We start from the raw sequence: 26122 nt of genomic DNA, 5'->3' as shown, positions 1-26122 counted from the left end.
GGAACAAATCGGTACGATAAGAAATACCGGCATATAATCCCCGCTCGTTTTCCTCCATTGCCAATGTCAACTCAAATTGAGCTTTATCCTGCTGCCATGGTAACTGTTCCAGCCGTACGTCGCCCATTTGGGATAACGGTACAGCAGGCACATTCTGCAGTACGAACATCACCTGGAAAATAGGCGATCTACTAAGGTCCCTTTCTTTTGCTACCGCCTCTACTACCTTTTCAAATGGCACATCCTGGTGAGCATAAGCTTCCAGCGTATTATGTTTTACCTGTTGTAGTGTTGTATGGAATGACTGATAGCCATCAATACGGTTCCGCATGGTGATCGTATTGTTAAAGAACCCTATCAGTGGCTCTGTTTCCTTCGACCATCTGCCTGCAACCGGTGTACCTACTACGATATCTTCCTGCCCGCTGTACCGGTGCAGCAACGTCTGGAATGCTGCCAGCAGTAGCATATATAGTGTAACTCCTTCCCGCTGCGCCAACGAACGCAAGGCATTTGTCAACGCAAGATCTAATTGTCCTTCTATCAATGCACCATCAGCTTGTAGCACAGCCGGACGTGGATAATCAAGAGGAAGGTTCAGGGGAAGTACACCCCTAAGCTGTTGCTCCCAATAGCGTAGTTGCTGCTCAAATACGCTGGCAGCCAGCTGCGTACGCTGCCACAAAGCATAGTCAGCATACTGTATAGACAGTATCGGTAATGTTGGCTGCAGTCCAAGGACAGCGGCCTCATATAAGGCAATTACCTCCCGGATAAATATTCCGGTAGACCATCCGTCCGCAGCAATATGATGCAGCACGATCACCAGTTCGTGCAGGGTCGCTTCTTTTTGGATCAGATGAGCACGCAGCATATAATCTGTAGCAAGCACGAAGGGTGCCGCTATCACATCCTGTATGTAATGCTCATCAGCGTCGTTTCCTTCTCTGATCAACAGCTCCCAGTTGTCTGGCGACAGCACCTCCTGGTAGGCGCCTTCCTGTCCCATGACAATCACAGTACGTAATACCTCATGCCGGGTTATAATGGTCTTAAGTGCAATAGTCAGTGCAGCATAGTCCAGCACTCCGGTCAGCCGGACAACCGCCGGCAAATGATATTGCACACTACCTTCCAGCTGATCTATGAACCAGAGCCGCTCCTGGCTATATGACAACGGTAACTTCGACGGTCTTTCAAAAGTACTGATCGGTGGTAGCGCAGGTGCAGCCATCGTCTGTAGATAAGTCGCCAATTCCGCCAAGCGGGGATATTGGAAGATCGCCTTCACCGATAACTCAACCTGTAATACATTCCTAACTGCAGCTATTAACCTCGTTGCCATCAGTGAATGACCACCTAACTCAAAAAAGTGATCATATACCCCGACTTGTTTTACACCCAGCAATTCCTGCCAGCTATCCGCTAGCAACACTTCCGTCTGATTCCGGGGTGCGACATAGACATGCTGCAATACACTTTCCTCCACTGGTAAGGCTGCCAATGCCTTACGGTCTATCTTACCATTGGCGGTAAGTGGCAGCTCCTGCAGACCCATGAATACACCGGGTATCATGTACGCAGGCAATTTTGTCTCCAGGAACGCAGCCATGGCTGCTTTATCCAATACTCCATCAGCTTCTACATAGCCTACCAGGTAAGGCAATAACTGTACATCGTGTTTAACCAATACCACACATGCCCGCACAGCCTCATATTGTGTCATCACACGTTCTATTTCTCCAAGTTCTATCCGGTAACCACGAACTTTCACCTGGTTGTCCATACGACCCAGATGCTCCACTGTGCCATCTGGCAGCCATCTCCCCAAGTCACCGGTCCGGTACATACGTGCACTGTGGAAGAATGGATCCGGAACAAATTTCTGCGCCGTCAACTCAGGACGCTTGAAATATCCCCTTCCAACACCCACACCTGATACACATATTTCACCCACCACACCGACAGGACACAATGCCATCATATTGTCAACAACGTAAATACGCAGGTTCTGGATCGGCTTGCCTAACGGAACATTATCCACAACGGGCGCCTCATACATAAAGTGGTGCGTAATATCGTCCGAAGCCTCCGTAGGTCCATAAGCATTCACCACCGGGATGCGGGACCACTTGTCGTGACGGAACCATTGCACCAGCAAAGAGCGCCGCACCGTTTCCCCTGTTACAAGCAGGTATTGCAGCTGCTGTAAAGCTACCTGCGAGGTAGTTTGAAATATCGCCGATAGATAGGAGGGCACTACTTCCAGGATCGTCACTGCCCTCCGCTCCGTCTCCTCAAGGAAGGAGGCCGGATCGTATATTAATTCCTCTCTATAGATGACCGTTTGTCCTCCGCATATAATGGCAGCAAACATCTGCCATACAGAGATATCAAAGGTATAAGAGGCATTGAATCCGACTATAGAGGCAGCAGTGACAGATAAGTCGTTTATCTTGGCGAAAAGATGGTTCAGCATACCCTGATGTTCTACCAGCACGCCTTTAGGCACACCCGTAGAGCCAGATGTATAGATCATATACGCCAGCTGCGTCCCCTCCGTCGCAGGTAATTCCACCGAAGCAAGATCGCTGGCAGTACTATAGCTGTCTTCCATAGTGATGACTGTAGATACAAGAGTGACAACCCGTTCTCTCAGTGTTTCAACAGTGATCACTACGCCGGCCTCACATTCAGCAATGATATACGCCACCCGATCAGAAGGGGCCGCAGTATCTACCGGAACATATGCACCGCCGGCTTTCCATACGGCCAGTATCGCGACCATCATATCTATAGACCGTTCCAGGTAGAGCGGCACCAACGTCTCCCGTTGTACGCCGGCCCTGTATAAATAAGCAGCAAATTGGCTTACACGCCTCCATAATTCACCATAGGTGATCGTCTCATCACCACACACAATAGCCATTGCCGAAGGAGATTGTATCACCTGCTGTTCCAGCAGACTGCAAACTGATTGTTCTTCAGGATATGTACGGGCCGTATCGTTGAAGCTATAGAGTAAAGTCGCTCTTTCCTCCTCGGTTAACAGTGTAAATGTGCTTATAGATTGCATAGGCGTTTCTACCACCGCCAGCAGTAACTGCCGGAAATGATGCATCATACGCTGTATGGTCTCTTCTCTGTACAGGGAAGTACTATACGTAGTATTAATATAGAGACCGCCCGCAGATGGTTGTATGGATACCGCCAGATCAAACTGTGTAGTACCCTGCGGTATACCTTCCGGTTGGATGCTTAATCCCGCGGGTGTCGTCACAGATATATCAGGCGTATTTTGCAGTTCGAATAGCACCTGGAACAATGGATGCCGCCCCAGATCCCTGTCTTTGATCACCGCTTCCACCACCTTCTCAAATGGTGCATCCTGCTGCTCATAAGCATCCAATGTAGTATGCTTCACACGTTGCAACAAGGTAATGAATGAAGGATCACCTGTCAGGTCAGTACGCAATGCCAATGTGTTGATGAAGGCTCCAATCATCGTTTCCAGTTCTTCTGCACCGCGTCCCGCAATAGACGTACCCACGCAAATATCATCCTGCCCGCTATAACGCTGTAATAATATATTGAAGGTGGCCAGCAAGGTCATGAACAGTGTACTGCCATTTTCATTGGACAATGCCTGCAATGCTGTCACCAGCGTTTGATCAATAAAAGTGCTGATAGCAGCACCCCTGCTATCCTGTATTACCGGACGTTCAAAATCAGTAGGGAGTAGCAATGGTGTGACATTCGCCAGTCGGGACTGCCAGTATTTTACCTGTTTTTCCAGGAAATCTCCCACCAGATGCCTGCGCTGCCAAATGGCGTAGTCCGCATATTGCAGCATCACCGGTGGTAGTATGTTTTGTTTACCTCCTTCTTCCTGCATATACAACGCCAACAACTCACGGACAAAAATATCGGCAGACCATGCATCGGCAGCAATGTGGTGTATAACAATTACAAGGACATAGTTATCCGTATCGCGTACCAGCAGATGTGCACGCAACATCATGTCTGCAGACAGGTCAAAAGGATCTGCGATCAAAGAAGCAATACGGGCCTGTAACATTGCATCGTCCTGCAAATTGTCATCGCAGATCACATCCAATGCCCAATCACCGATATCTGTTATCTGCTGATAAGGAATGCCCGCCGATTCCTTTATCACAGAGCGCAGTATTTCATGACGTACCAATACTTCGCGGAAAGCCACTGCTAGCCGAGTGATATTCACCTTTCCCCTAAGTGTTAACACGGCAGGCATATGATAAGCTACGCTCCCTTCCAACCGGTCAATAAACCATATACGTTCCTGACTGTAAGATAAAGGCACTCTTAATGGTCTGATCTCGGCTGTCACCGGAGGCAGCAGGTTCAACGTCTTTTTGCCTGCCATATGAGCTGCCAGCTCACGGATAGTCGGGTAGTTGAATATGTCCCGTACCGTTATCCCTGTTACAACGACACTGCGTATAGCAGCAACAGCACGGGTAGCCAGCAGGGAATGCCCTCCCATTTCGAAGAAATGATCAGTTATCCCAACCCGCGCTATGCCGAGTAAGCGTTGCCATATATCCGCGATCTGCTGCTCAAGTGCATTTTCAGGGGCTTGATAGATGCCCCCCTGGCTGCCTTTTGTAATAGTATGCAGCGATAAAAACTTACGGTCCTTCTTCCCATTATGCGTTTTAGGTAACTGCTGTAGCGCATGGAGCTCTGCAGGTATCATATAGTGCGGTAACTGCGCACGTAAATATTCCTTCAGCTCCTGGTGCAATAAAGTACTGATATCTGCAAACAACGGGATATTGGTGGTCACAGCCTCCGGAACAATATCCTCCGGTAAACTCACCGCTCCTTCAATAGGAACCAGACTTAGCAACAGATGTATACTCAGTGGATCTGCTGCCACTATCTGCCTGCAATGATAGCCTTTGGAGCTAGCTAATGCCAGCAAAGCCAGCAGCCGGTCCGTATGGCCGGTACGCCCCTTAATGTACGCTCTCAAAGGCCCCGCATGAAGAATAGCAGGCTGGCTCATTCCTTCCTGTAAAGCCCGCTCATAAGTAAGCCTGGGATTAGGTACATGACTAAATGCAATCACCGGCATTCCTGACAGTAGCTGTTGCTCCAATATCGTTTCCGGGTCTTGTAATGCAGACCAGTTCGACCAGGCCGGTGCAAAAGCAGCTGGCTGCTTCCCTACACTGATAACAACCGTATACCGGTATAGCGACATTTCATTAACACTACTTACATTCTTCCAGTTGATGGATATAGCACTGATAGCAGGTATATTCTTCATCAGTGTATAGAAATAACCGGGCGCAACACAAAGTTCTTCCTCTACCATTACTGCCTGATCCGCTCTCCATTCCAACTCCCTCATGTCCGTTTTATCTCCTGCCTGCACCAACTGTAATCGCAGGTGGAACAATGACAACAGCCGCAGGTCCCTTACATCACCAATCACAATATGTCCCGTTCCCTTCAGCTGATCTGCACTTTGTCTGATAACATCTGTCAGGTAAGCCTCTCCGGGAAAATACTGTATCACAGAATTCAGAACGATCACATCAACATCCGGAATCGCGATATTCCTTACCTCATGTGCAGGCCCTACCAATAGCGTTGTTGCAGGGAAGCGCTGTGGCTCTCCGGCAATATATGCCTGTATCTGTTTGATCGAACTGGCAGCCAGATCAGTTCCGGTATAATGGCTGATATAGGGCGCGAGTTGATAGTAGATCAAACCCGTACCGCAACCTATTTCAAGTACCTTATCGGGCGATAAAGACAAAATTGTATGCGCCGCATCGTGCACCCATTCGCGCATGTCCGCTTCCGGAATAGCTTCTCCTGTAAAGCTGTCATTCCAGATAGAAATATTAAACTCAGCATCAATATTGTCACCTGCCACAGAAGCGATATATTCTTCATCGTAAATATCCCTCCAGCTAGCTGTCTGCTGTTCATATAAGGCAGGTGCTTTCTCTGCGACATAGGACATCGCAGGTACATAGTAACCTACCAATCTGTCGTTAAGTCCTCCTTGTGTCGCAGGGATAATCACTGCAGCCTCATTCACAAAAGGACATCGCTGCAAGACATTTTCAATCTCTCCAAGCTCTATCCGGTATCCGCGTATCTTCACCTGCTCGTCTTTACGACCCAGACACTGGATATCTCCTGTTGAATGCAATCGACCCAAATCCCCCGTACGGTACAGACGACCGCCGCTTAAAAAGGGGTCTGATACAAATCGACCGGCACTTAAATCCTCCCGGTACAAGTAACCACGACCCACCTGCGGACCTCCTATACAGATCTCTCCGATCACTCCCGGCGGACATAAACCTCCTGCCTCGTCCAGTATATAGAGCGGCGTATTGTGCAATCCCTGACCGATCGTCACCGCATCTCCATGATACAGCGCCTTAATACTGGCCCAGATCGTAGCCTCCGTCGGACCATAGACGTTCCATATACAACCGCCGCCGGCCGTCAGCTGCTCCTTCAGAATCCAGGGTAAGGCCTCGCCCCCTACCAGCACCTCCAGCCACAAAGGCCGCTCCCAACCACTCTCCTGCAACATATGCCATGTCGCTGGTGTTGCCTGCATATGCGTTGGCCGGTATTGAGACAACTGATCCATTAACAGGTAAGCATCCGAGGCGCCCGAGCGACTCGACACCAACACCGTACCCCCGCTTAACAAGGGCAGGAAAAATTCCAGGTACGCAATATCAAAACAGAATGTCGTTACCGCCAACAAACGGCAACTTTCATCCGTACCAAGTATATCACACATCGAATGTAAAAAGTTCGATAACGATCCATGCGGGATCATCACCCCTTTAGGCTGACCTGTAGAACCAGACGTATAAATAACATAAGCCAGCTGCTCCACGCTAATCGATACACCGGTAGGAACAACAGGACCAGCTGCAATAGCTGACGTATCCTGATCCAACAAGATCAGTACAGACACACTACCAGGTATTTCCAGACCTGATACACTGTCCGACTCTCCGATCAGGTATCGGCAACCCGAATCTGAAAGCATATACGCCTTCCGGTCAGACGGATAAGCAGGGTCGATCGGTACAAAGGCCGCCCCCGCTTTCAGCACCCCCAACAAAGCGATCAGCATTCGCTCCGAACGATCCAGGCAGATAGCCACCAGCTCCTCCCCTACCACACCTTTACCCACCAGATAATGAGCCAGCTGATTAGCACGCTGCTCTAACTGCGCATACGACAGCGTAGTATCATTAAATACAACAGCTGCAGCACTGGCACGCTTAACCGCCACGCGTTCAAAGACTCCCGGAAACAATTGCCCGCCGTAATCTGCACGACGCGAAGTACTGGCCGACAGCAGGGATGCAGTTTCATCTTTATTCAGCATCGCCAGGCGGTCGATAGGGGTTTTCGTATCCAAAAGGATCGATTCCAGCAGTTGCGCATAATGTGACATCATGCCAGCTATCGTACTTTCTTTGAAAAGATCCACACTATATTCCACATAGATGGCCAGTCCCTCACTATCTTCATTTACAGAGACACTCAGGTCAAATAGTGTAGTGGCATGAGCAATATCTTCCTGCGTTAGCAAAGCGGCTCCCAGACGAATGACAGGTTCAGGTGGTGTGTTCTGTAACATGAACATGACCTGGAAGACCGGATGTAGATTAAGTTGTCTTTCTGTCACAACCGTATCCACTACTTTTTCAAATGGTACCTCCTGATGCTCATACGCAGCCAGTGTCGTTTTTCTTACACGCTGCAATAATTCGGTAAACAATGGCGCACCGCTCAGATCACTTCTCAGGGCCAGCGTATTGACGAAAAATCCGATCAGCCCCTCTACTTCCTGTTGTGCCCTGCCAGCCACCGCACTTCCCACACAAACGTCTGTCTGCCCGCTATAACGGTAAAGCAATACCTTAAAGGCAGCCAGCAAAGTCATAAACAACGTACATTCCTGCTCCCGGGACAATTGATAAAGACGCTCCGTCATTGTCCGGTCTAAACGTAACTGATACATAGCACCCTTGGTACCGGGATGCAGCGGCCTTGTATAATCATGTGGTAACTGCAAGACCGTTGTATCCGTCAGCAAATGCTGCCAATAAGCCAGTTTCTTATTCAATAGCGTATCGTTTAGATAATCACGCTGCCAGATAGCATAGTCTGCATATTGAACGGTGAGTGGCGCCAAAGCCGGTGACTGCTGCCGGGAGAAGGTATCATATAGCGATACCAGTTCTTTTATTAATATGCCATTAGACCAACCATCAGAAGCGATATGATGCACTACGATCACTAGTAACCACTCATCCTGTGCCGCTTCCAGCAGGTCTGCTCTCAACATATGGTCAGCTGCAAGATCAAAGGGTCTGGCAATCAACTCCTGAATGAATACGTCAGTAGCTATATCTGCTGGGATTGTTCCCTTCGCCAATCGCCAGCTCCCTGTTTCCAATATCTGCTGATAAGCAACACCATCCTCCTGCAATAATATTGTCCGTAATATTTCATGCCGGTTAATGATCTCCTGGAAGGCATGTTCCAATGATAAAAGGTCTATTGTTCCCTTCACACGCAAGACCATCGGCATATGATACTGAATAGTTCCCTCCAGCTGGTCAATAAACCAAAGCCGTTCCTGGCTGTAAGAAAGCGGTATCTTGTCGGGCCTTGTAACAACAGCAATAGAGGGTAACAGTACTTTTACTTTCTTTTGCTGCAGGAAAGCAGTCAACCTGGATATGGTGGGATAGTCAAACACATCCCCTATTTCCAATTCTACTTCTAACGTTTTTCTGACAGCAGATATCAGTCGTATCACTAACAACGAGTGTCCGCCTGCTTCAAAGAAATTATCATGGACACCGATACGGTCCAGCTCAAGCAAGGTCGCCCAGATATCCGCCATCACGGCTTCCATAGGACTATCCGGTGGGGTATAACCTACGTCTGCAATAGATTCTCCTGAGAACTTGGACAGCGCCTGTTTATCGATCTTACCGTGAGCTGTTAACGGCAGCGACGCAACAAGGGACAGCTGAGATGGGATCATATGTTCCGGCAACATCAACCGGAGAAAGGTATAGATATCTTCTTTATCAATACTCCCGGCTATCTCAGGTACGACATAGCCTGCTAATTGCTGGTAGCCGGCGCTGTCCTTACGGGCCAGCACCACCGCTTGACTTATACCTTCATACTGGTTAAGCGTATATTCAATTTCAGCCAGCTCTATTCTATACCCTCTTATCTTCACCTGTTCATCTGCACGGCCTGCATATTCGAGGCTACCGTCGGGCTGCCAGCGTACAATATCACCAGTGCGATAAATACGCTGACTACCTGTTACAGGAAAAGGTGGAGCTAAAAATCGCGATTCATTGAGGTCCTGCCGTCCGAGATATCCACGGGCCAGGCTGTCGCCGCCTATGTATAATTCACCGAAGACGCCGATCGGCACTGGCTGCGTCTCATTATCCAATACATATAACTGCACATTATCTATAGGCCTTCCTATAGCAATATTTTGTCTATTTTCCGCTGATAAGGCATGGGTATAAAAGCGATGGGTACTGCAACCTACCGTAGCTTCTGTCGGGCCATACTCATTGACGATCTCTACCGCCAACTGATGATCCAACCAGTACTGAAAATGACTGACCTCCAGCGCCTCTCCACCCACTACCAACCTCCGGCTGAATAACCTATCATTTTCATCTATCGCACGGGCGAGCAAAGGCATATGTGCCGGCGTCAGTTTGATAAAGTCATAAGGGGCATGTTCCCGGAAAAGTGGATCTTCAAATACCGATGCCGCTTTTTTACTGCCCAATACGATCGACTTACCTCCCAGCAAAGGCATGAATAAAGCAGTCAGGGAAGCATCAAAGGTGAATGAGAAATGCACAAAGCTGCCATTATTATCAGATAACGGGTCTAAATAGTGTGTCTTTTCATTACATAGATAGTTTACAAGGCTACCATGCTCTACCAATACTCCCTTAGGTTGCCCTGTACTACCAGATGTGTAGATGACATAAGCCGCCTGGTTGGCAACAGGCCACTCATTAATAGCACCAATGGGATAAAACGATAACAGATCAGCTATCGATTCTGGAATAACAAGGGTATAATTTCCGTGGGATAGGTGGGTCGATGCCGATTCACTGCATATTACCACGCTGGCTGCCACATCTTCCAACAGAAAAGTAATACGTGCAGCAGGATAATCAGGGTCGATAGGTACATAAGCTCCTCCGGCTTTCAGAATAGCTGTCAGGGAAACGATCAGGTCTATACTGCGTTCCATACAAACAGGTACCAGCATCCCTTTTGTCACACCTTGCCCTTTTAAATAATGCGCCAGCTGATTAGAACGTTGGTCTAACTCCCCAAAGCTCATTTTTCCGGTAGCCGCAATCAAAGCGGTATTCCCGGCATATCGTTTGAACTGTGCAGCCAATAATGGCAGTATACTTTCAGCAGGGAGCGGTCGTTTACTACCGGTATTAAATCCTTGGGTAACGGCAGATAAAGCGTCCTCTGTCATCATCGGCAATCTGGCAATGACAGTATCTGGCGCTGTTACCACAGCCCGCAGGAGTTGTTCAAAATGAGATGCCATTCTCGCAATAGTATCGGCGTCGAACAGGTCGCTTCTATATTCTATCCTGGCTTCCCAATCTGTTTCGTTTTCTTCCAGGAAAAGCGTAAGGTCATATTTGGCGTTAGGCTGCTCATAGGTCTCCTGGGTGATCGATATCCCTCCGGCATCAAAAGCAGCAGTACTGATAGCCTCCTGTACTTCTATCATTACCTGGAATAACGGACTGTACCTCGTATCACGCTCTGTCACGACAACTTCTACTATCTTTTCAAATGGAGTATCAGGATGATCATAGGCGCCTAACATCGTTTCCTTTACGCGCTGTAACAGCTCAGAGAAAGATGGTTGGCCTCCCAGCTGTGTCCTCAGCGCCAGCGTATTGGCAAAGAACCCTATCAATGGGGTAACCGCCTCATCATTCCTTCCGGCAATAGTACTGCCGACACAGATGTCTTCCTGTCCGGTGTATCTGTAAAGCAATAATTTATAGGCAGCCAGCAATGTCATGAACATCGTTACCTGTTTGGCCTGCGCCAGCTCCCGTAATTCCTGCATCAAAATAGCTGATAAGCGGAATACCTGGCTCGCACCTGGCCTTCCCGCCAGATCTGTCCTGGGATGATCCAATGGTAGCTGTAGTAGGGAGGTACCTGACAACTGCTGCTTCCAATAGGAAAGTTGTGCCGTCAGCTGCACGCCTGACAAATAGTTCCGCTGCCAAATAGCATAGTCCGCATATTGTACAGACAACGCTGGCAATGACATCGTATTGCCGGAACACAAGGCATTATAACAAGCGGCAAATTCCTCCATCAATATTTCCGCAGACCTGGCATCTGCTGCAATATGGTGAATAACGACTACCAGCAATTGTTCAGTTGGTGACACCGCCAATAGCCATGCCCGTATAGGCGCATCATTACCAAGGTCGAATGCCTGTTGCAGATAAGTATTGATCAGGGACTGTTCTTTTCCGGCAACAGATAGATCCGGATATACAACTACCGGTTCCCAGCTTCCCGCCGGTAATACCTCTTGCCAGGTATATTCACCATCTGTCCTGACAATTGTACGCAAGGCTTCATGCCTGTTAACTATCGCCTGCAACGACGCCACCAGATTTTTTTCATTCAAGGCGCCTTTCAACCGCAATACCGCAGGGATATGATATTGGATACTTCCTTCTAACTGGTCGATGAACCATAAACGTTCCTGGCTATAGGACAGCGGAATTCGCATTGGCCGTACGGCAGCTACAACAGGTGGTAAAAGCCCCACACCTTTATCACCACGTACCGCGTCCGCCAGCTGCGCAATACTTGGATGTGAAAATACCGTCCGTACTGGCAGTTCGATAGCCCGGCGCTTACGGAACAGTGATATAAAACGCATAGCCAGCAAAGAATGCGCCCCTATAGCAAAGATGTTATCATAAATACCTATATCTGACCTATCCAGTAAAGACTCCCAGATATCGGCGATAGTACGCTCCAATTCATTCCGTGGTGCTACATAAGCTGGTGCTTGCGTTTGCACTACATCCAACTCAGCAAGTGTTTTCCTGTCTACTTTACCATTAGCAGTCAGTGGCAAATGTTCAAGCGTTACGAAGGCCGCAGGAAGCATATATGAAGGCAACTGTCCCTGCAATACTTCCAACAGTTTCGTTTCATTATAGATGGCTTCCGGTATTATATAAGCAATCAACCGGCCATCACCTTCCACCGTTGTCCTTACTGCTACAAAAGCATCTTTAACATATCCGGAACGAATACATGCCTGTGCTATCTCACCGGGTTCAATACGATACCCGCGTAACTTTACCTGGTCATCCAATCTGCCGAGATAGACGATATTCCCATCCGGCAACCATCTGCAGAGATCGCCCGTGCGATACATACGGCCACTTCCCGCTGCCTGGAACGGATCCTTCAGGAAACGTTCCTGGTTTAGCGCCTCCCGGTTCAGGTATCCCCTGGCTACCTGTACGCCGCCAATGAAGAGCTCTCCGGCCACACCTACCGGCACCGGCCGTAAGTGAGCATCCAGTATATAGAGCTGCGTATTGGCAATAGGTTTACCTATAGGTACCATATGAGCATAAGAATAACCCGCCGTTGCCTCCCAACAGGTTACATCAATAGCTGCCTCAGTAGGTCCATAAAGATTATAAAGCGGGATATGTGGATACAATGCACTGAACTGCTGTACCTGCTCCGCTCCCAATGCTTCACCGCTACATATTACCCTGCGCAGGCCGGGATGGCTGCCTGTTGTAGCAAACTCCAGGAACAAACCCAGCATCGAAGGCACAAAGTGTAAGGTAGTAATATCATATCGCTGGATAGTATCATGTAGGTAACGTGCATCCTTATGCCCATCCGGAGTTGCAAAGACCAGCTTCGCCCCCGTCAACAAGGGCCAGAATAGTTCCCATACAGAAACGTCAAAACAGAACGTTGTCTTCTGCAATACCGCATCTGTTTCCGTCAGGCGGAAGTAATCTTGCATCCAGTAAAGTCGGTTCACAATACCTGCTTGCTCATTCATTACCCCTTTAGGCTGACCGGTAGAGCCGGAAGTATAAATAATGTAAGCTAACTGCGACGGTAGTATATTAACAGCAGGAGCCGATACCGGATAATTATTCAGTGTAGTACGCTCGGCATCAATTATAACAAGGTTCACCTCAGCAGCAAAATCCTGTAGCTGTAAATGGCTGCTACTATCCGTCAGCATAACGGTAGCAGCCGTATCTTCCAGTATATAGCGGATACGTTCAGCAGGATAAGTGGGATCTACTGGCACATAAACACCCCCTGCTTTCATAATAGCCAATATACCAATGATCATTCGTGGAGAACGATCCACACAAACAGGCACAGGCATCTCATGACTGACACCTAAATCCACCAGGTAATGTGCCAGCATATTCACCTTACGGTCCAGCGCCACATAACTAAGCTGCTCCTCTTCAAAAATGACAGCAATATGATCAGGTGTAAGTGTAACCTGCCGTGTGAAAAGACTGATCAATGTCTCAGCGGGGTAATCCTTGGCCGTATCATTAAAAGAGGTAAGTATCAGTGAGCGTTCTTCTGCTGGTAGTATCGGCAGATCATCTATCCGTTGAGATAGCCCTTGGGTAATACCGCATAACAGCTGCTCGTAATGACGCATCAGCCTTTCTATAGTATCGCGATGGAAGAGATCAGTACAATATTCAAATTCACAACAAAGGCCATCCGGCTGCTCCGTGACATTGAGTTCCAGATCAAATTTGGCTGTCGCATGTACCAAAGGCAGCTCTTCCAGGATAGCTTCCCCTAACCGTAAGGCAGATCTCGCAGGTGTATTTTGTAATACAAACAATACCTGGAACAGTGGTGTCCGGCTGGTATCCCGTTCTTTTACAACCGCTTCGACTACCTTCTCAAAAGGTAGGTCCTGGTGCTCGAAAGCATCCAGCGTAGTACGTTTTACCTGCTGCAGTAACATGCCGAAAGCAGGATTATCTGAAAGGTCACTCCGCAATGCCAGCATATTCACGAAAAAGCCAATCAACGGCTCTGTTTCTATTTGTGTCCTTCCTGCTACAGAAGTCCCTACACAGATATCTGTCTGTCCACTGTACCTGTACATAAGTACTTTAAAGGCAGACAACAGCAGCATGAACAGTGTGACGTTTTCTGCGATACACAACTCCTGCAGCGTTACCATCAGCTGCTTGTCTATATGGAACGAACAGGTGTCCCCACGATTACTTTGCTGTAACGGACGAGACTGATCTACCGGCAGCTCCAGCGGCCGCAGCCCTGCCAGCTGTATTTCCCAATATGCCAGCTGCCGGGAAAACAGCACGGACAGATATCCCTTTTGCCAGATGGAAAAATCTGCGTACTGGATCGGTAAGGACGGCAGCTGCATTACTTCCCTGGCGGCAATAGCATTATAGGCGCTGATCAGCTCTGTGATAAGAATCGCCACAGACCAACCATCGGATGCAATATGATGCATCATCAGGAAAAGTACGGTTTCTCCTGAAGCGGGTTGTATCAGGCATGCCCTCAGCATATAGGCGGTGGAAAGATCGAAAGGCGTATGTATAAGGGTCCTGACCGTTTCCGGCACGTTATCAACAGCAGGTATAGCTATGCTGTCCAGCTTCCATCTGTCAGACGGCATTACGCGTTGGTAAGCGCCGCCATCTTCCTCAATGATGACCGTCCTTAACACCTCATGACGGGATACGATCGTTTGCAATGCCTGTTCCAATAGCTGACTGTTCACTACTCCATGCACCTTAAAAGCTGCCGCCGCATGGTAGGCTATGCTGCCCTCCAGCTGGTCGAGGAACCAAAGGCGTTCCTGGCTATACGATAATGGAATATGCGCAGGACGCAGGCTGGGTATAATGGGTGGTAACTTCACTGCTGTATCTTTCGACAGATGCTTCGATAACTGCGCAATAGTAGGATACACAAAAAAATCTTTCACGGTAAGTGACGCGTCCATAGCCTGCCGGATAGCGGACACCGCCCGCGTGGCAAGTAGGGAATGTCCCCCCAGCTTAAAGAAATTGTCGTGTATGCTTATCCTTGAAATTCCCAATAGTCTTTGCCAGATATCAGTCAACAGCTGTTCTGTATCATTGGTAGCTGCGACGGAGTTGCTGGTATCCTGTATATGATATTCCCGGCTGGCCAGAAACTTGCGATCGACCTTGCCATTTTTGGTAATCGGGATATATCGCAGTGGGATCAGGTCTGCCGGCATCATATAGGAAGGCAAGGATGCTTCCAAGGAGGCTCTTAGTTCCTCCTTGAGTAGCATACAAATGTCTGTGAACAGCGGGATATTTGTAACGGGTGTTACAGATGCTGCTTTGAAGGCACTCGGTATCGCTGTGACGGTTGCCAAAGGATCTTTCGTCAGCAGCAGGTACACTTTCAGCGGGTCTTCATGCAGGAACATCCGGTGATCGTAACCAGATTGCCTTGCCTGGAGAATAAGCTGCTCCACAGCTGCCATATAGGTATCTTTGCTATTCATGCCAGCAGCCAACTCTCCTGCATTTCTTATCGCCGGGTCTTCCCACGATGCTGCCAACATACGTTCTCTGTACAAACGCGGATTAGGAACGCCACTGAATGCAAAGAGCTGCCCCGTCAATAATGCGGTCGCCGTAGTCTCGGCTCTCCGCTCATCCCAGGGGATCCATTCGTATCGTACAACTTGTCCTGTAGTTGCGGTCTCTATGACAACAGTATACCGGTAAAGACTCAGCTCATTGACATAATCAGCCTGTTTCCATTGTATGCAAACATTGGAAATAGCTGGAAAGGTAGCCTGCAATTGCTGGAAATAAACAGGAGAGATACACAATTCTTCCTCCTTCATCCAGGCCTGCTCTATGGCCCACTCCGTCTCCGCTAGATTAGTCTTTGCTGCCAAATTAGGCAGTACCAGCCTGCTTTTGAAGGCCTTCAGCAGACGAAGATCCCTGACGTCACCAATAACCAATCGGCCGCCTGGTTTCAGGAACGCCAGACATTTTTCTATCACACCCGTTAAATAACCTTCTCCCGGAAAATATTGTATCACTGAGTTGATCACAATAACATCTACCGGCTGTATGATGTCAACAGTAAGTTCATGTGCAGGCATTGCGATCAGCCGGGTAACAGGATATTTCCCGGGATCACTCTCAACGCGTTGCCTGATCTGCCGTACAGAAGTCTCTGATATATCAGTGCCTGTGTAACTGCCAATATGAGGCGCTATCTGGTAATAGATCAAACCAGTACCACATCCAATCTCCAGTACATCAACGGGCTTAAGTGACAATATGGTCTGTACAATATCTGTCTGCCAGGCTTTCATTTGCGCAGGTGGGATAGCCAACCCCGTAAAACTATCATTCCATCCCGTGATGTTAAAATCATCATCCACAGCAAAACCTTCTGTTTCCGGACGACTGTACTCCGTTTCGTACAACTCCTTCCAGCTACCCGCCTGCCGCACATAGAGCACTTCCTCTTTTTGTCTTAATAAGGCCTCATCCGGCACATAATAGGCCAGCAGTTGTTTATCCTGCCCATTAGTCGTATTGGCTAACACGGCCGCCTGTTTCACACCACGACACTGCGTCAGCAGAGCTTCTACTTCACCAGGCTCAATGCGATATCCTCTTATCTTAATTTGTTCATCTACCCTTCCCAGGTACTCAATATTACCATCCTCCGTCCAACGGGCCAGGTCACCGGTACGATATAACCGTTCTCCGGGCCTGAAAGGATGAGGGATAAACGCACGGTCTGTTAAAGCAGGTTGTCTCAGATATCCTCTTGCCAGCTGATCTCCTCCTACACACAATTCCCCGGCAATGCCAATAGCAGTGAGGGATAGTTTATCATCAAGTATATATACCGTACTGCTATATACAGGCTTACCGATATATGGTATGGTATTATTATCAGCAGTCGTTAATACATGCCAGGTGGTTACTACCGTATTCTCTGTAGGCCCATAATTGTTGACCAGCTGGTAATCCAAACCTGTAATGTCCTGGGCAGGCAGGTAATCCCCACCAGTGAGCAGATGAGTCAAGGATGTAGTGATTCCCCGAGTAGCCTGTACAATGGAAGATACCAATGCCGTGGCAACAAAACTATGCGTAATGCCTCTTGCAGTATAATAATGAGTCACGTCTTCGACTGACAATCGCTCATCGTCCGTCAGCAGGTAGATCGCCGCTCCTTTCGAAAGATAAGGCCATACTTCCCAACCAAATGCATCAAAACCAATACTGGCCATCGCAGTCGCTTTGCTGTCTGCATGCACCTGGTAAACGTCATGATGCCAGCGGGTGAGACAGTATACATTCTTATGAGTGATCATCACCCCTTTAGGCCTGCCGGTAGAACCGGAAGTGTAAATCACATAAGCTAGTTGATCAGCATCATACTGCACGGCAGGGCAATTCAAAGGTAGTTTGGACAGAGATTCGTTAATATCTTCCATACAAATGACTTCGGAAGTACCACCATGCGTGCTGCACAATTCCCGGTAAGTATGTGTTGTAAGTATCAACGGGCAATCCGCTTCCGCTAGCATATAGGCAATCCGCTCTGCAGGATACCGGCTGTCTATCGGCAGATAAGCACCTCCAGCTTTCCATATTGCCAACAGGCACACCATCAGTGGAATGCTGCGTTCCATACAGACCGGTACGATAGTCTCTTGCTTTACCCCTTTCGCTACCAGATAATGAGCCAGCTGATTAGCTTGTGCGTCCAAGGTGGCATAATTAACCTGCATCACTCCTTGGACAAGCGCCATCCGTTCAGGATGGTTGACTGCCTGCCACGCGATATCATCCAATATAGTCAGAGATGCCGATCCTGTAATACGATTGTCAACTGGGTTAAAGTCCACCAGCAACTCTTGCTCCATCTCGTCGCTTAACAAACGTAGCTGACTGATCGGCAGTGCAGGTGATTTCAGGATGGCAGCCAGCAATGTTTTATAATGCTCAAGCATCCTGCTAATAGTAGAGGCCTTGAATATATCCGTACTGTATTCTGCTTCCAGTCGCAGACCTTCCGGCTCCACCCTCGCAGACAAGCTCAGGTCGAACATACTGGTGGTACGGCTGGTAGATACCCTGCTGAGCGTTACATCCCCCAATTTAATAGCTGGCAGTGAAGGAATATTTTCCAGGATGAAAGTCACCTGGAACAGCGGGTTACGACTCATATCCCGCTCATCCAATATTGCGTCTACTACTTTTTCAAAGGGTACCTCCTGGTTAGCAGATGCACTTAACACCACTTGTTTTACACGCTCCAAAAGTATTAAAAAGTCTGGTTCTCCGGCAAGGTCTGTACGTAATGCCATCGTGTTGACAAAAAAACCTATCAGCGGTTCTACTTCCACCAACTGTCTTCCGGCTATAGCACTTCCTACACAGATATCTGATTGCCCGCTGTACCGGTAAAGTAATACCTTAAATACGGACAACAGCGTCATGAATAAGGTAGACCGGTGTTGCCGGGCAAACTGCTGTACATTTGCTGATAGTGTATTGTCGATATAAGTTACTATTACTGCACCCCGAGGACGCTGTATAGCAGGACGTGGGTAATCAGTAGGCAGTGCTAACGGCGAAATATCATTAAGTACATTCCGCCAATAGCCCAGCTTCTCCTCCATGACCGTGTTAACTACCGGAGAACGTTGCCAGATAGCATAATCCGCATACTGAACGGCCAGCGGTGGAAGCGGATCAACCGAACCGGTAGAGAAAGCCTCATATAAGGCCACCAACTCCCTGAAGAGGATATGCGAAGAAAAGTCGTCAAACACGATATGGTGTACTGTTAATACCAGTATATGTATATCCCTTCCGACCTTTATCAATTGTCCCCTGAGTACATAATCCTGCGAAAGATCAAAAGGAACATGTACCAGCGAATCGATATATGCCTGTAATGTTTCGGAGTCGATATTTATGTCGCTATCTTCCGACAGTTGTAAGGTCCAGTCGGCTGCAGGCAATAAATGCTGAAAAGCTTTCCCGTCTTTCGATAGCATCACAGTCCGTAGTGCCTCGTGGCGCGCTACAATATGCTTCAGCGCCTTCGTAAGCGCAGCTGTATCAAGCTGGCCACTGAATTTCAGCACTACCGGAAGATGATACTGGATACTACCTTCTAACTGATCAATAAACCACAACCTCTCCTGGCTGTAAGACAACGGTATATCGGCCGGATAAGGCTGCACCTTAGGTATAGGAGGTAGTGTACCTGCAGCTATACGTGACTTGGCCGGAGTTGGCAGAAAGTCTGCCGCCTGTAATTCGTTAATACTGTCCTCTATTGCTTTTAGTATATGTGCAATATCGTCATCAGTGTGAGCTGCTGACAGGAAACAGGTACGTCCTTCCCAAATATAGATACCCTTATGGATCAAATGGTAAAAGAACAGATCCATATTGCCGGTAAAGGTGAAATAGAACAGAGAACCGAAATGCTGTACCTGCATTGGTACTTCCTGCTCTTTCAACAAGGTGCTGATAGCCTTTACCAGGTAGGCTGTCCGTTCGTTCAAACGTTCCTGCAAGGCAGGTCCTCTTCTCTGTAGCTCTTCCAGCAACGCAATAGTGGTAGACATGCTCAGCGGATGCTTGCAGAAAGTACCGGCAAAAAAGGTCGTATCCGTCGCCGGATAAGATAGGTCTCCATATTGCCACATACCACCATCCAAGGCATTCATATATCGGGCACTACCACCAATGATCCCTATCGGAAGCCCGCCGCCAGCTATCTTACCATAGGTAGCGATATCCGCACGGATGTTAAAGTATGCCTGCGCACCACCGGGATGTATCCTGAAACCGGTGATCATTTCATCAAAGATCAACGCGATACCTGCTGCCTCTGTCATATTCCGGAGTGCCTGCAACAATGCCCGTGGCTGATAGCCAGGGCGCCGGCTTTGCACCGGTTCCACCAATACGGCCGCCAGTTCCTCCGCGTACATCCGTATCTGATCGACCACATCCGGATGCTGATAGTCGAATATCAATACGTCTGCCGCATTGTTGTCCGTTACGCCGGGTGCCATAGGAATACCGCCATGCTCCCCTGCCGGTAAATCCGCAGTGGCCAATGTACCATCAAAATGCCCATGGTAAGAACCAGCGAAAACAGCGATCTTCTGTTTGCCGGTTACTGTCCTGGCAAGCCGTATAGCTGTCATAACAGCTTCTGTCCCGGAGTTATGAAAGCTCACCCGCTCCATACCAGTCAATGCACTTATCAACCCGGCTGCTTTACCTGCCATAGTTGTCTGCGGCCCCAGCTGAAAACCTTTCTCCAGTTGCTTGCTTAAAGCCTGCATAACTACTTCCGGACAGTGCCCTAACAGATCTACTCCAAATCCCATCGCCAGGTCGATATATTCATTGCCATCTATATCTTTGATACGGGCGCCATAGGAGGTATCGGCTACAATAGGATATACCAGCTCCTTGGTAGAAAGCCGGAACCCCGCCGACGTCCTGTTATCTGCCAGTACAGACCGATGTAACTGCGCTGCTGATTTAGAGGCCTGGGTTCTTGCAACATAGCGGGCAATGAAATCATCCAGGTACTGCTGTTGCCGGGGACTATAATTGTTGGCCCCTACAGTCGTTTCTATTTTAGGAAAAATCGACGGTCTCGCGGCTGCTTTATCCGGCTTCACGGACATACGCGGCGTATCTCCTGCTTTGCTGTCCTGTACAGCCTTTACCGGCGTACTCGCCTGCTGCCGTTCCAGTTGGATCAGCTGTTCCATAACAGCCAGATGTCGCTGCAATAAGGAATATTGCCCGTTATGATTAACGGCTATATCAGGCAATGTCGTAGTGGGTGGAAGGATGGATTTCACTTCAACAGCCGGAGGAATAACCGTTTCCTCTTCTGAGGGCAACTGCATGGCAATGTATTTTGACATACGATCAAGGGTATTCAACTCTTCAAATAGTTGTTTCATTGTAAAAGAGACCCCATAACTCTTTTCTATCCGCCGTACGACACCAGCCAGTACCAGTGAATCAGCACCCATTTCGAGAAAATTGGCATGTCGGTCTATTGACGCTGACGGCATCTTTAATAGCTGACCAAAAATATCTGCCAGCGAAGAATATATCTGTGTATGATTACCTGAATTCGTTGCATTAGTTGACATATCCGTGCTTTTTATCACATTGTCAGCAGGAAGTTGATTAAAACGAGGAATATCCAACCAGTACCGCTGACGCTGGAAAGGATAAGTTGGTAGTGCTACTTTATGATAGATTCCTTCACTATATAAGGCAGGCCAGTTGATATGTGTACCGTGTACATGCAGTCCGAGCAAAGACTTTAACATAGTAGCCCAGCCGGCATCTTCTTTCTGCATTACGGGTAATAGTTGCGATGGAGGCAACGGATGTGTCAGCTGCACCATTGCCAGGAGATTGGGATGTGGTCCAAGTTCCATAAAAAGATCGCCTCCCGCATCGATGATGCTGTGTACTCCTTTTGAGAACTGGACTGGTTCCAGGATATGCCGGCACCAATAGGCAGCTGTAGCAATCTCTTCACCAATGGTCATACCACTTACATTGGATACCAATGTCAACCTGGGACTACTAAACGTAATACCCTCAGCTATCTGTCGGAATGAGGCTATCACTGGTTTCATCAGCGGAGAATGGAAAGCATGGGAAACCTGTAGTTCTTTCACGCCGATATTACGTTTACGGAAAACAGCCATCAACGCCTGCACCTCCGTACGGATGCCCGAAACAACCGTCAATGCCGGTCCATTAATAGCTGCGATAGATGCCGATACATTATCAGTACCCATCACGTCTTTTACCGTAACAGCATCTGTAAAAATAGTAGCCATCATTCCGGGTGTCTCCAGTGCGTCCATCAATTCAGCCCTGGTACGTATTAGCTCTAAACCATCTTCTAATGAGAAAACACCGGCTACATATGCAGCAGCATATTCACCAACACTATGGCCTGCTACGATCTCCGGCATGATCCCCCATGAACGCCACATCTCTGCCAACGCGCATTCCAGCGCATACAAAGCCGGCTGTGTATATCGGGTTTGCTTTAACAGCTCATTGCCGCTCTCGCTATCCCCTTCGTACAAAATATGGAGTAGCGAAAGATTCCATTTAGTCCGCAGGAACGCGTCACATCGTTGCAGTACCTCCCTGAACACCTGGTTGTGCTGGTACAGCTCCTTCCCCATTCCCCAATATTGTGCTCCTTGTCCTGTAAATAACCAGACCAGTTTCCCGCCTTGTATTTGTGCAGATTCATTAATGATATAAGAAGCAGGTCCACCTTCCAGATAGGCACGCAATGCCTGGCAAGCATCGTCCTTCGTACGGGCAGCTATCCCCCATCTATAATTGAACTGGCTCCGTGTGATGACACTGCTATAGGCAATATCAGCCAAACTATTGGGGTTGTTTTCCAGATAGGCGATATATCGCTGTGCCGCTGCCTTTAAAGCTGCAGGCGTCTTGGCAGTGATAACCAAGGGATAAGCTGGTAAGGCCTGCGGTAATACAGCTGACCGGGCGCCTGAAATTCCGGCCTCCTCCAATACAACATGCACATTGGTTCCACTCAGTCCGAACGCACTCACAGCTGCCTTTCGGGAGCCATTGCCGGCAGGCCATTCGGTCAAACGGTCCAATACCTGTACTTTCAGGTGCTTCCAATCGATGTAGGTATTGGGGTTATGAAAATGCAGATTAGCCGGCAGCTGTTTATGCTGCAGGCAAAGCACTGATTTGATGAAACCGGCAATACCGGCGGCTGCCTCCAGGTGTCCTATATTGGATTTTAATGCGCCTAGATATAAGGGAGCATGATCTGCCCTATCTTTTCCATATACGGCATTTAGTGCCTGCACCTCCACCGGGTCTCCCAGTTTCGTACCGGTACCATGGGTCTCCACATATTGAATATCGGAAGGTGTTACGGCTGCATCTTCTAATGCCCGGCGGATCAATTGTTGTTGTGCAATCCCATTAGGTGCCGTTAACCCATTACTCATACCATCATGGTTAACAGCAGATCCCCTGATCACAGCAAGCACGGTATCTCCATCCGCCATAGCATCTTCCCATCGCTTCAACACCACAATTCCAGCTCCCTCTCCTCGTACATATCCATCTGCCGCCTCATCAAATGTTTTGCAGCGTCCTGTGGGAGATAAGGCTTGAATATTGCACAGTTTAATTGTCGTTTCCGGTGTCAGCATCAGGTTGACCCCACCCGCTAATGCCAGGTCGCATTCCTTCAATAGAAGGCTTTTACAAGCCAGGTGAAGCGCCAGTAAGGAAGAAGAACAGGCAGTATCCAATTGCAGTACAGGACCATGAAAATCTAACAGGTATGCAATCCTTCCTACCGCAATACTCCGCTCTAATCCCAGACTGCTAAAGGCATCCTCAAAATAATCAGGTAATGTATGCCGGGCCACCAGATGTTGATAGTCGTCGGTACCCATCCCAACGAAAACACCGGTATTGCTCCCGCGTAATTGCAAGGGATCCAGCATAGCATGTTCCAATGCACCCCAGCATACTTCCAGCAGCAAACGCTGCTGCGGGTCCATTGCCGCCGCCTCCTTAGGAGAAATCCCAAAAAAAGAAGGATCAAACTGATCAACACCACCGATAAAAGCTCCCGCCTTTGTATACATCTTACCGGTGGTTACACCGGATGAAGCATAATACGCATCTACCTCCCACCTTTCCACGGGTATGTTGTCGACAGCATCCTTTCCTTGGGATAATAACTGCCAGAAATCCTCGGGAGAATAGACCCCTCCTGGCAAACGACATCCCATTCCAATCACAGCGATACGCATATCGGCAGATGGCTTTCTTCCTGGCAAAACAGCAGGCGCCGGACCGGCAGCATTACCGCTAACCAGATATTCTGCCAATGCCTGTATAGTTGGATAACTGAACAGTACTGTATTATCCACTTGCACACCCAAGTGCTTTTCCAGCTCTCCGGCAAGTGTCACCATTTGCAGAGAGGTCATTCCGGAAGCCTTGAATGTATAAGATGCATCCAATTCGCCGGCAGGTAATCCAAGATGCTGCTGTATCCATTTTATCATCCAGTCAGCGATACCGGCAGCAACCGGCGAATGCACAGAAGCAGTGGCTTCAACGGGATTTTTCTGCACGGTGGAGGCTGTCATCACTGCAACAATATCATCATAAGTTCCCTGGGAATACTCGTTGGCAAAAAGATAACGTTTGACCTTTCCACTGGTGGTCTTTGCAATCTTCCTCACAGGTATTACATGTTTCACCTCCAGCCCAAGTTTTGCAGCAATCCATCTTTTGATCTTACCTGCGGTAGGGATGAACTTGTCGGTTGGTTGTTTGCTTAATACAAACACCAGTAATGATTCTGAGCCGGTTGCCGGGTCTGTTACCCCGCAAGCAACTACCTTACCGGTTTCAAATCCATCCAGCTGCTCTACACATTGCTCCACATCATGCGGGTAGATATTCATCCCGTTTATGATGATGATATCTTTTACCCTGCCGACAACATATAATTCATCCTCCAATAAAAAACCGGTATCTCCCGTATTCAACCATCCATCCTGCCCTATTACTGACCGGGTAGCTTTTTCATTATTATAGTAAGCTCTCGTAACGCTATCGCCTTTAATGAATATAACACCTGCATATCCTTCCGGTAAAGGTTTTCCCTTTTCATCCCCTATACGTATATGCATACCATCGAGCGCGATACCCGTACCTACGATCTCCATCCACGCTTGCTGCTCAGCTGCCTTTACTTTCTGCACTGGATGAACGATATGCCCGGTGAGTACCTCGCTCCGTTTTACAAATACACTCCTGAACGGCTTTTGCTGACGGGGAAAAGTAACTTCCAGCGTTGCTTCCGCTAGCCCATATACCGGCCTGAGAGCACCGGGATGCAGTCCCCAGGCTGACAAGGTCTGGTTGAATTCCCGGCACAACGCAGCCGATACTGGTTCAGCACCGTTAAAAATGATCCTTACCAGGCTCAAATCCAGCCCGGCCGCCTTCGTGGCGTCGAATTGATTGAGATAATACCGATACCCGAAATTTGGAGAACAGGTGATCGTAACCCGGTGTGCAGCTACTTTCTCCATCCATAGTAACGGATGTCTCACAAATAGAGAAGTCGGCAACAGGAAATGTTGCGTACCTGCTGCCATCGGATACAGGTGAAATCCGATCAACCCCATATCATGCGTCAGGGGCATCCAGCTCAGGTGACGGTCCTCACTTGTACAGCCATGAGCAGATAGGGCCGTCAGAATATTATGAACAAGGTTACTATGTCGTAATGTAACGCCTTTAGGTTGGCCTGTAGAGCCGGAAGAAAACTGCAGGAAGGCAATATCATCCGGTGTACGCGGGCAAATACTCCCTTCTATCTCTCCCCGCTGTTGGTCCCCACCGGGTAATACCTGCCGGAAATACTGATGCAATGGCCGTCCTGCTTCAGCAGCCTGCACGATCATTTTCTCCTTATGAGATGGGTCTATTACCAGGTACGGCGAATGCAATGTCTCTGCTACCAGGAACAGTTTCTGCGAATTCTCTCCGTGATAACTTATCGTCAACGGCACAGGGATGATACCACCTAATATACAAGCCCAGAATATTTCAAGGAAGATCCGGTTATCATCTATCTGAAGTACAAGTTCATCGCCAGGCTGCATGCCTTGCTGCTGAAAGTATCCCAGCCAGTATAATGCATGTTTGTAAAGATGATGATAAGAAAGAAAATCTTCCTGTTGTGCACCTGTAATAAAGGTAATACCTCTGTCCTGCTGATGACAGACATGGATCAGTACTTCCGACAGTGTGGAAGGTTGCCGCATTGTGTCCAT

The 26122-nt window shown here is 48.4% G+C and carries 1 protein-coding gene (cut by a window edge); it reads right to left on the bottom strand.

Annotated features, from left to right (window positions below; genetic code table 11):
* A protein-coding gene (locus KTO58_RS09190) for a non-ribosomal peptide synthase/polyketide synthase (RefSeq protein ID WP_225860158.1) crosses the window boundary here: on the bottom strand, nt 1–26122 show its 5' portion. It extends 8267 nt beyond the left edge of the window; 26122 of the gene's 34389 nt are visible here — the first part of the coding sequence; its start codon is at nt 26120–26122; its stop codon lies off the left edge, out of view.

This window comes from Chitinophaga pendula (assembly GCF_020386615.1).
GTDB classification, from domain to species: domain Bacteria; phylum Bacteroidota; class Bacteroidia; order Chitinophagales; family Chitinophagaceae; genus Chitinophaga; species Chitinophaga pendula.
This window is presented reverse-complemented; position numbering and strand designations above follow the sequence as displayed.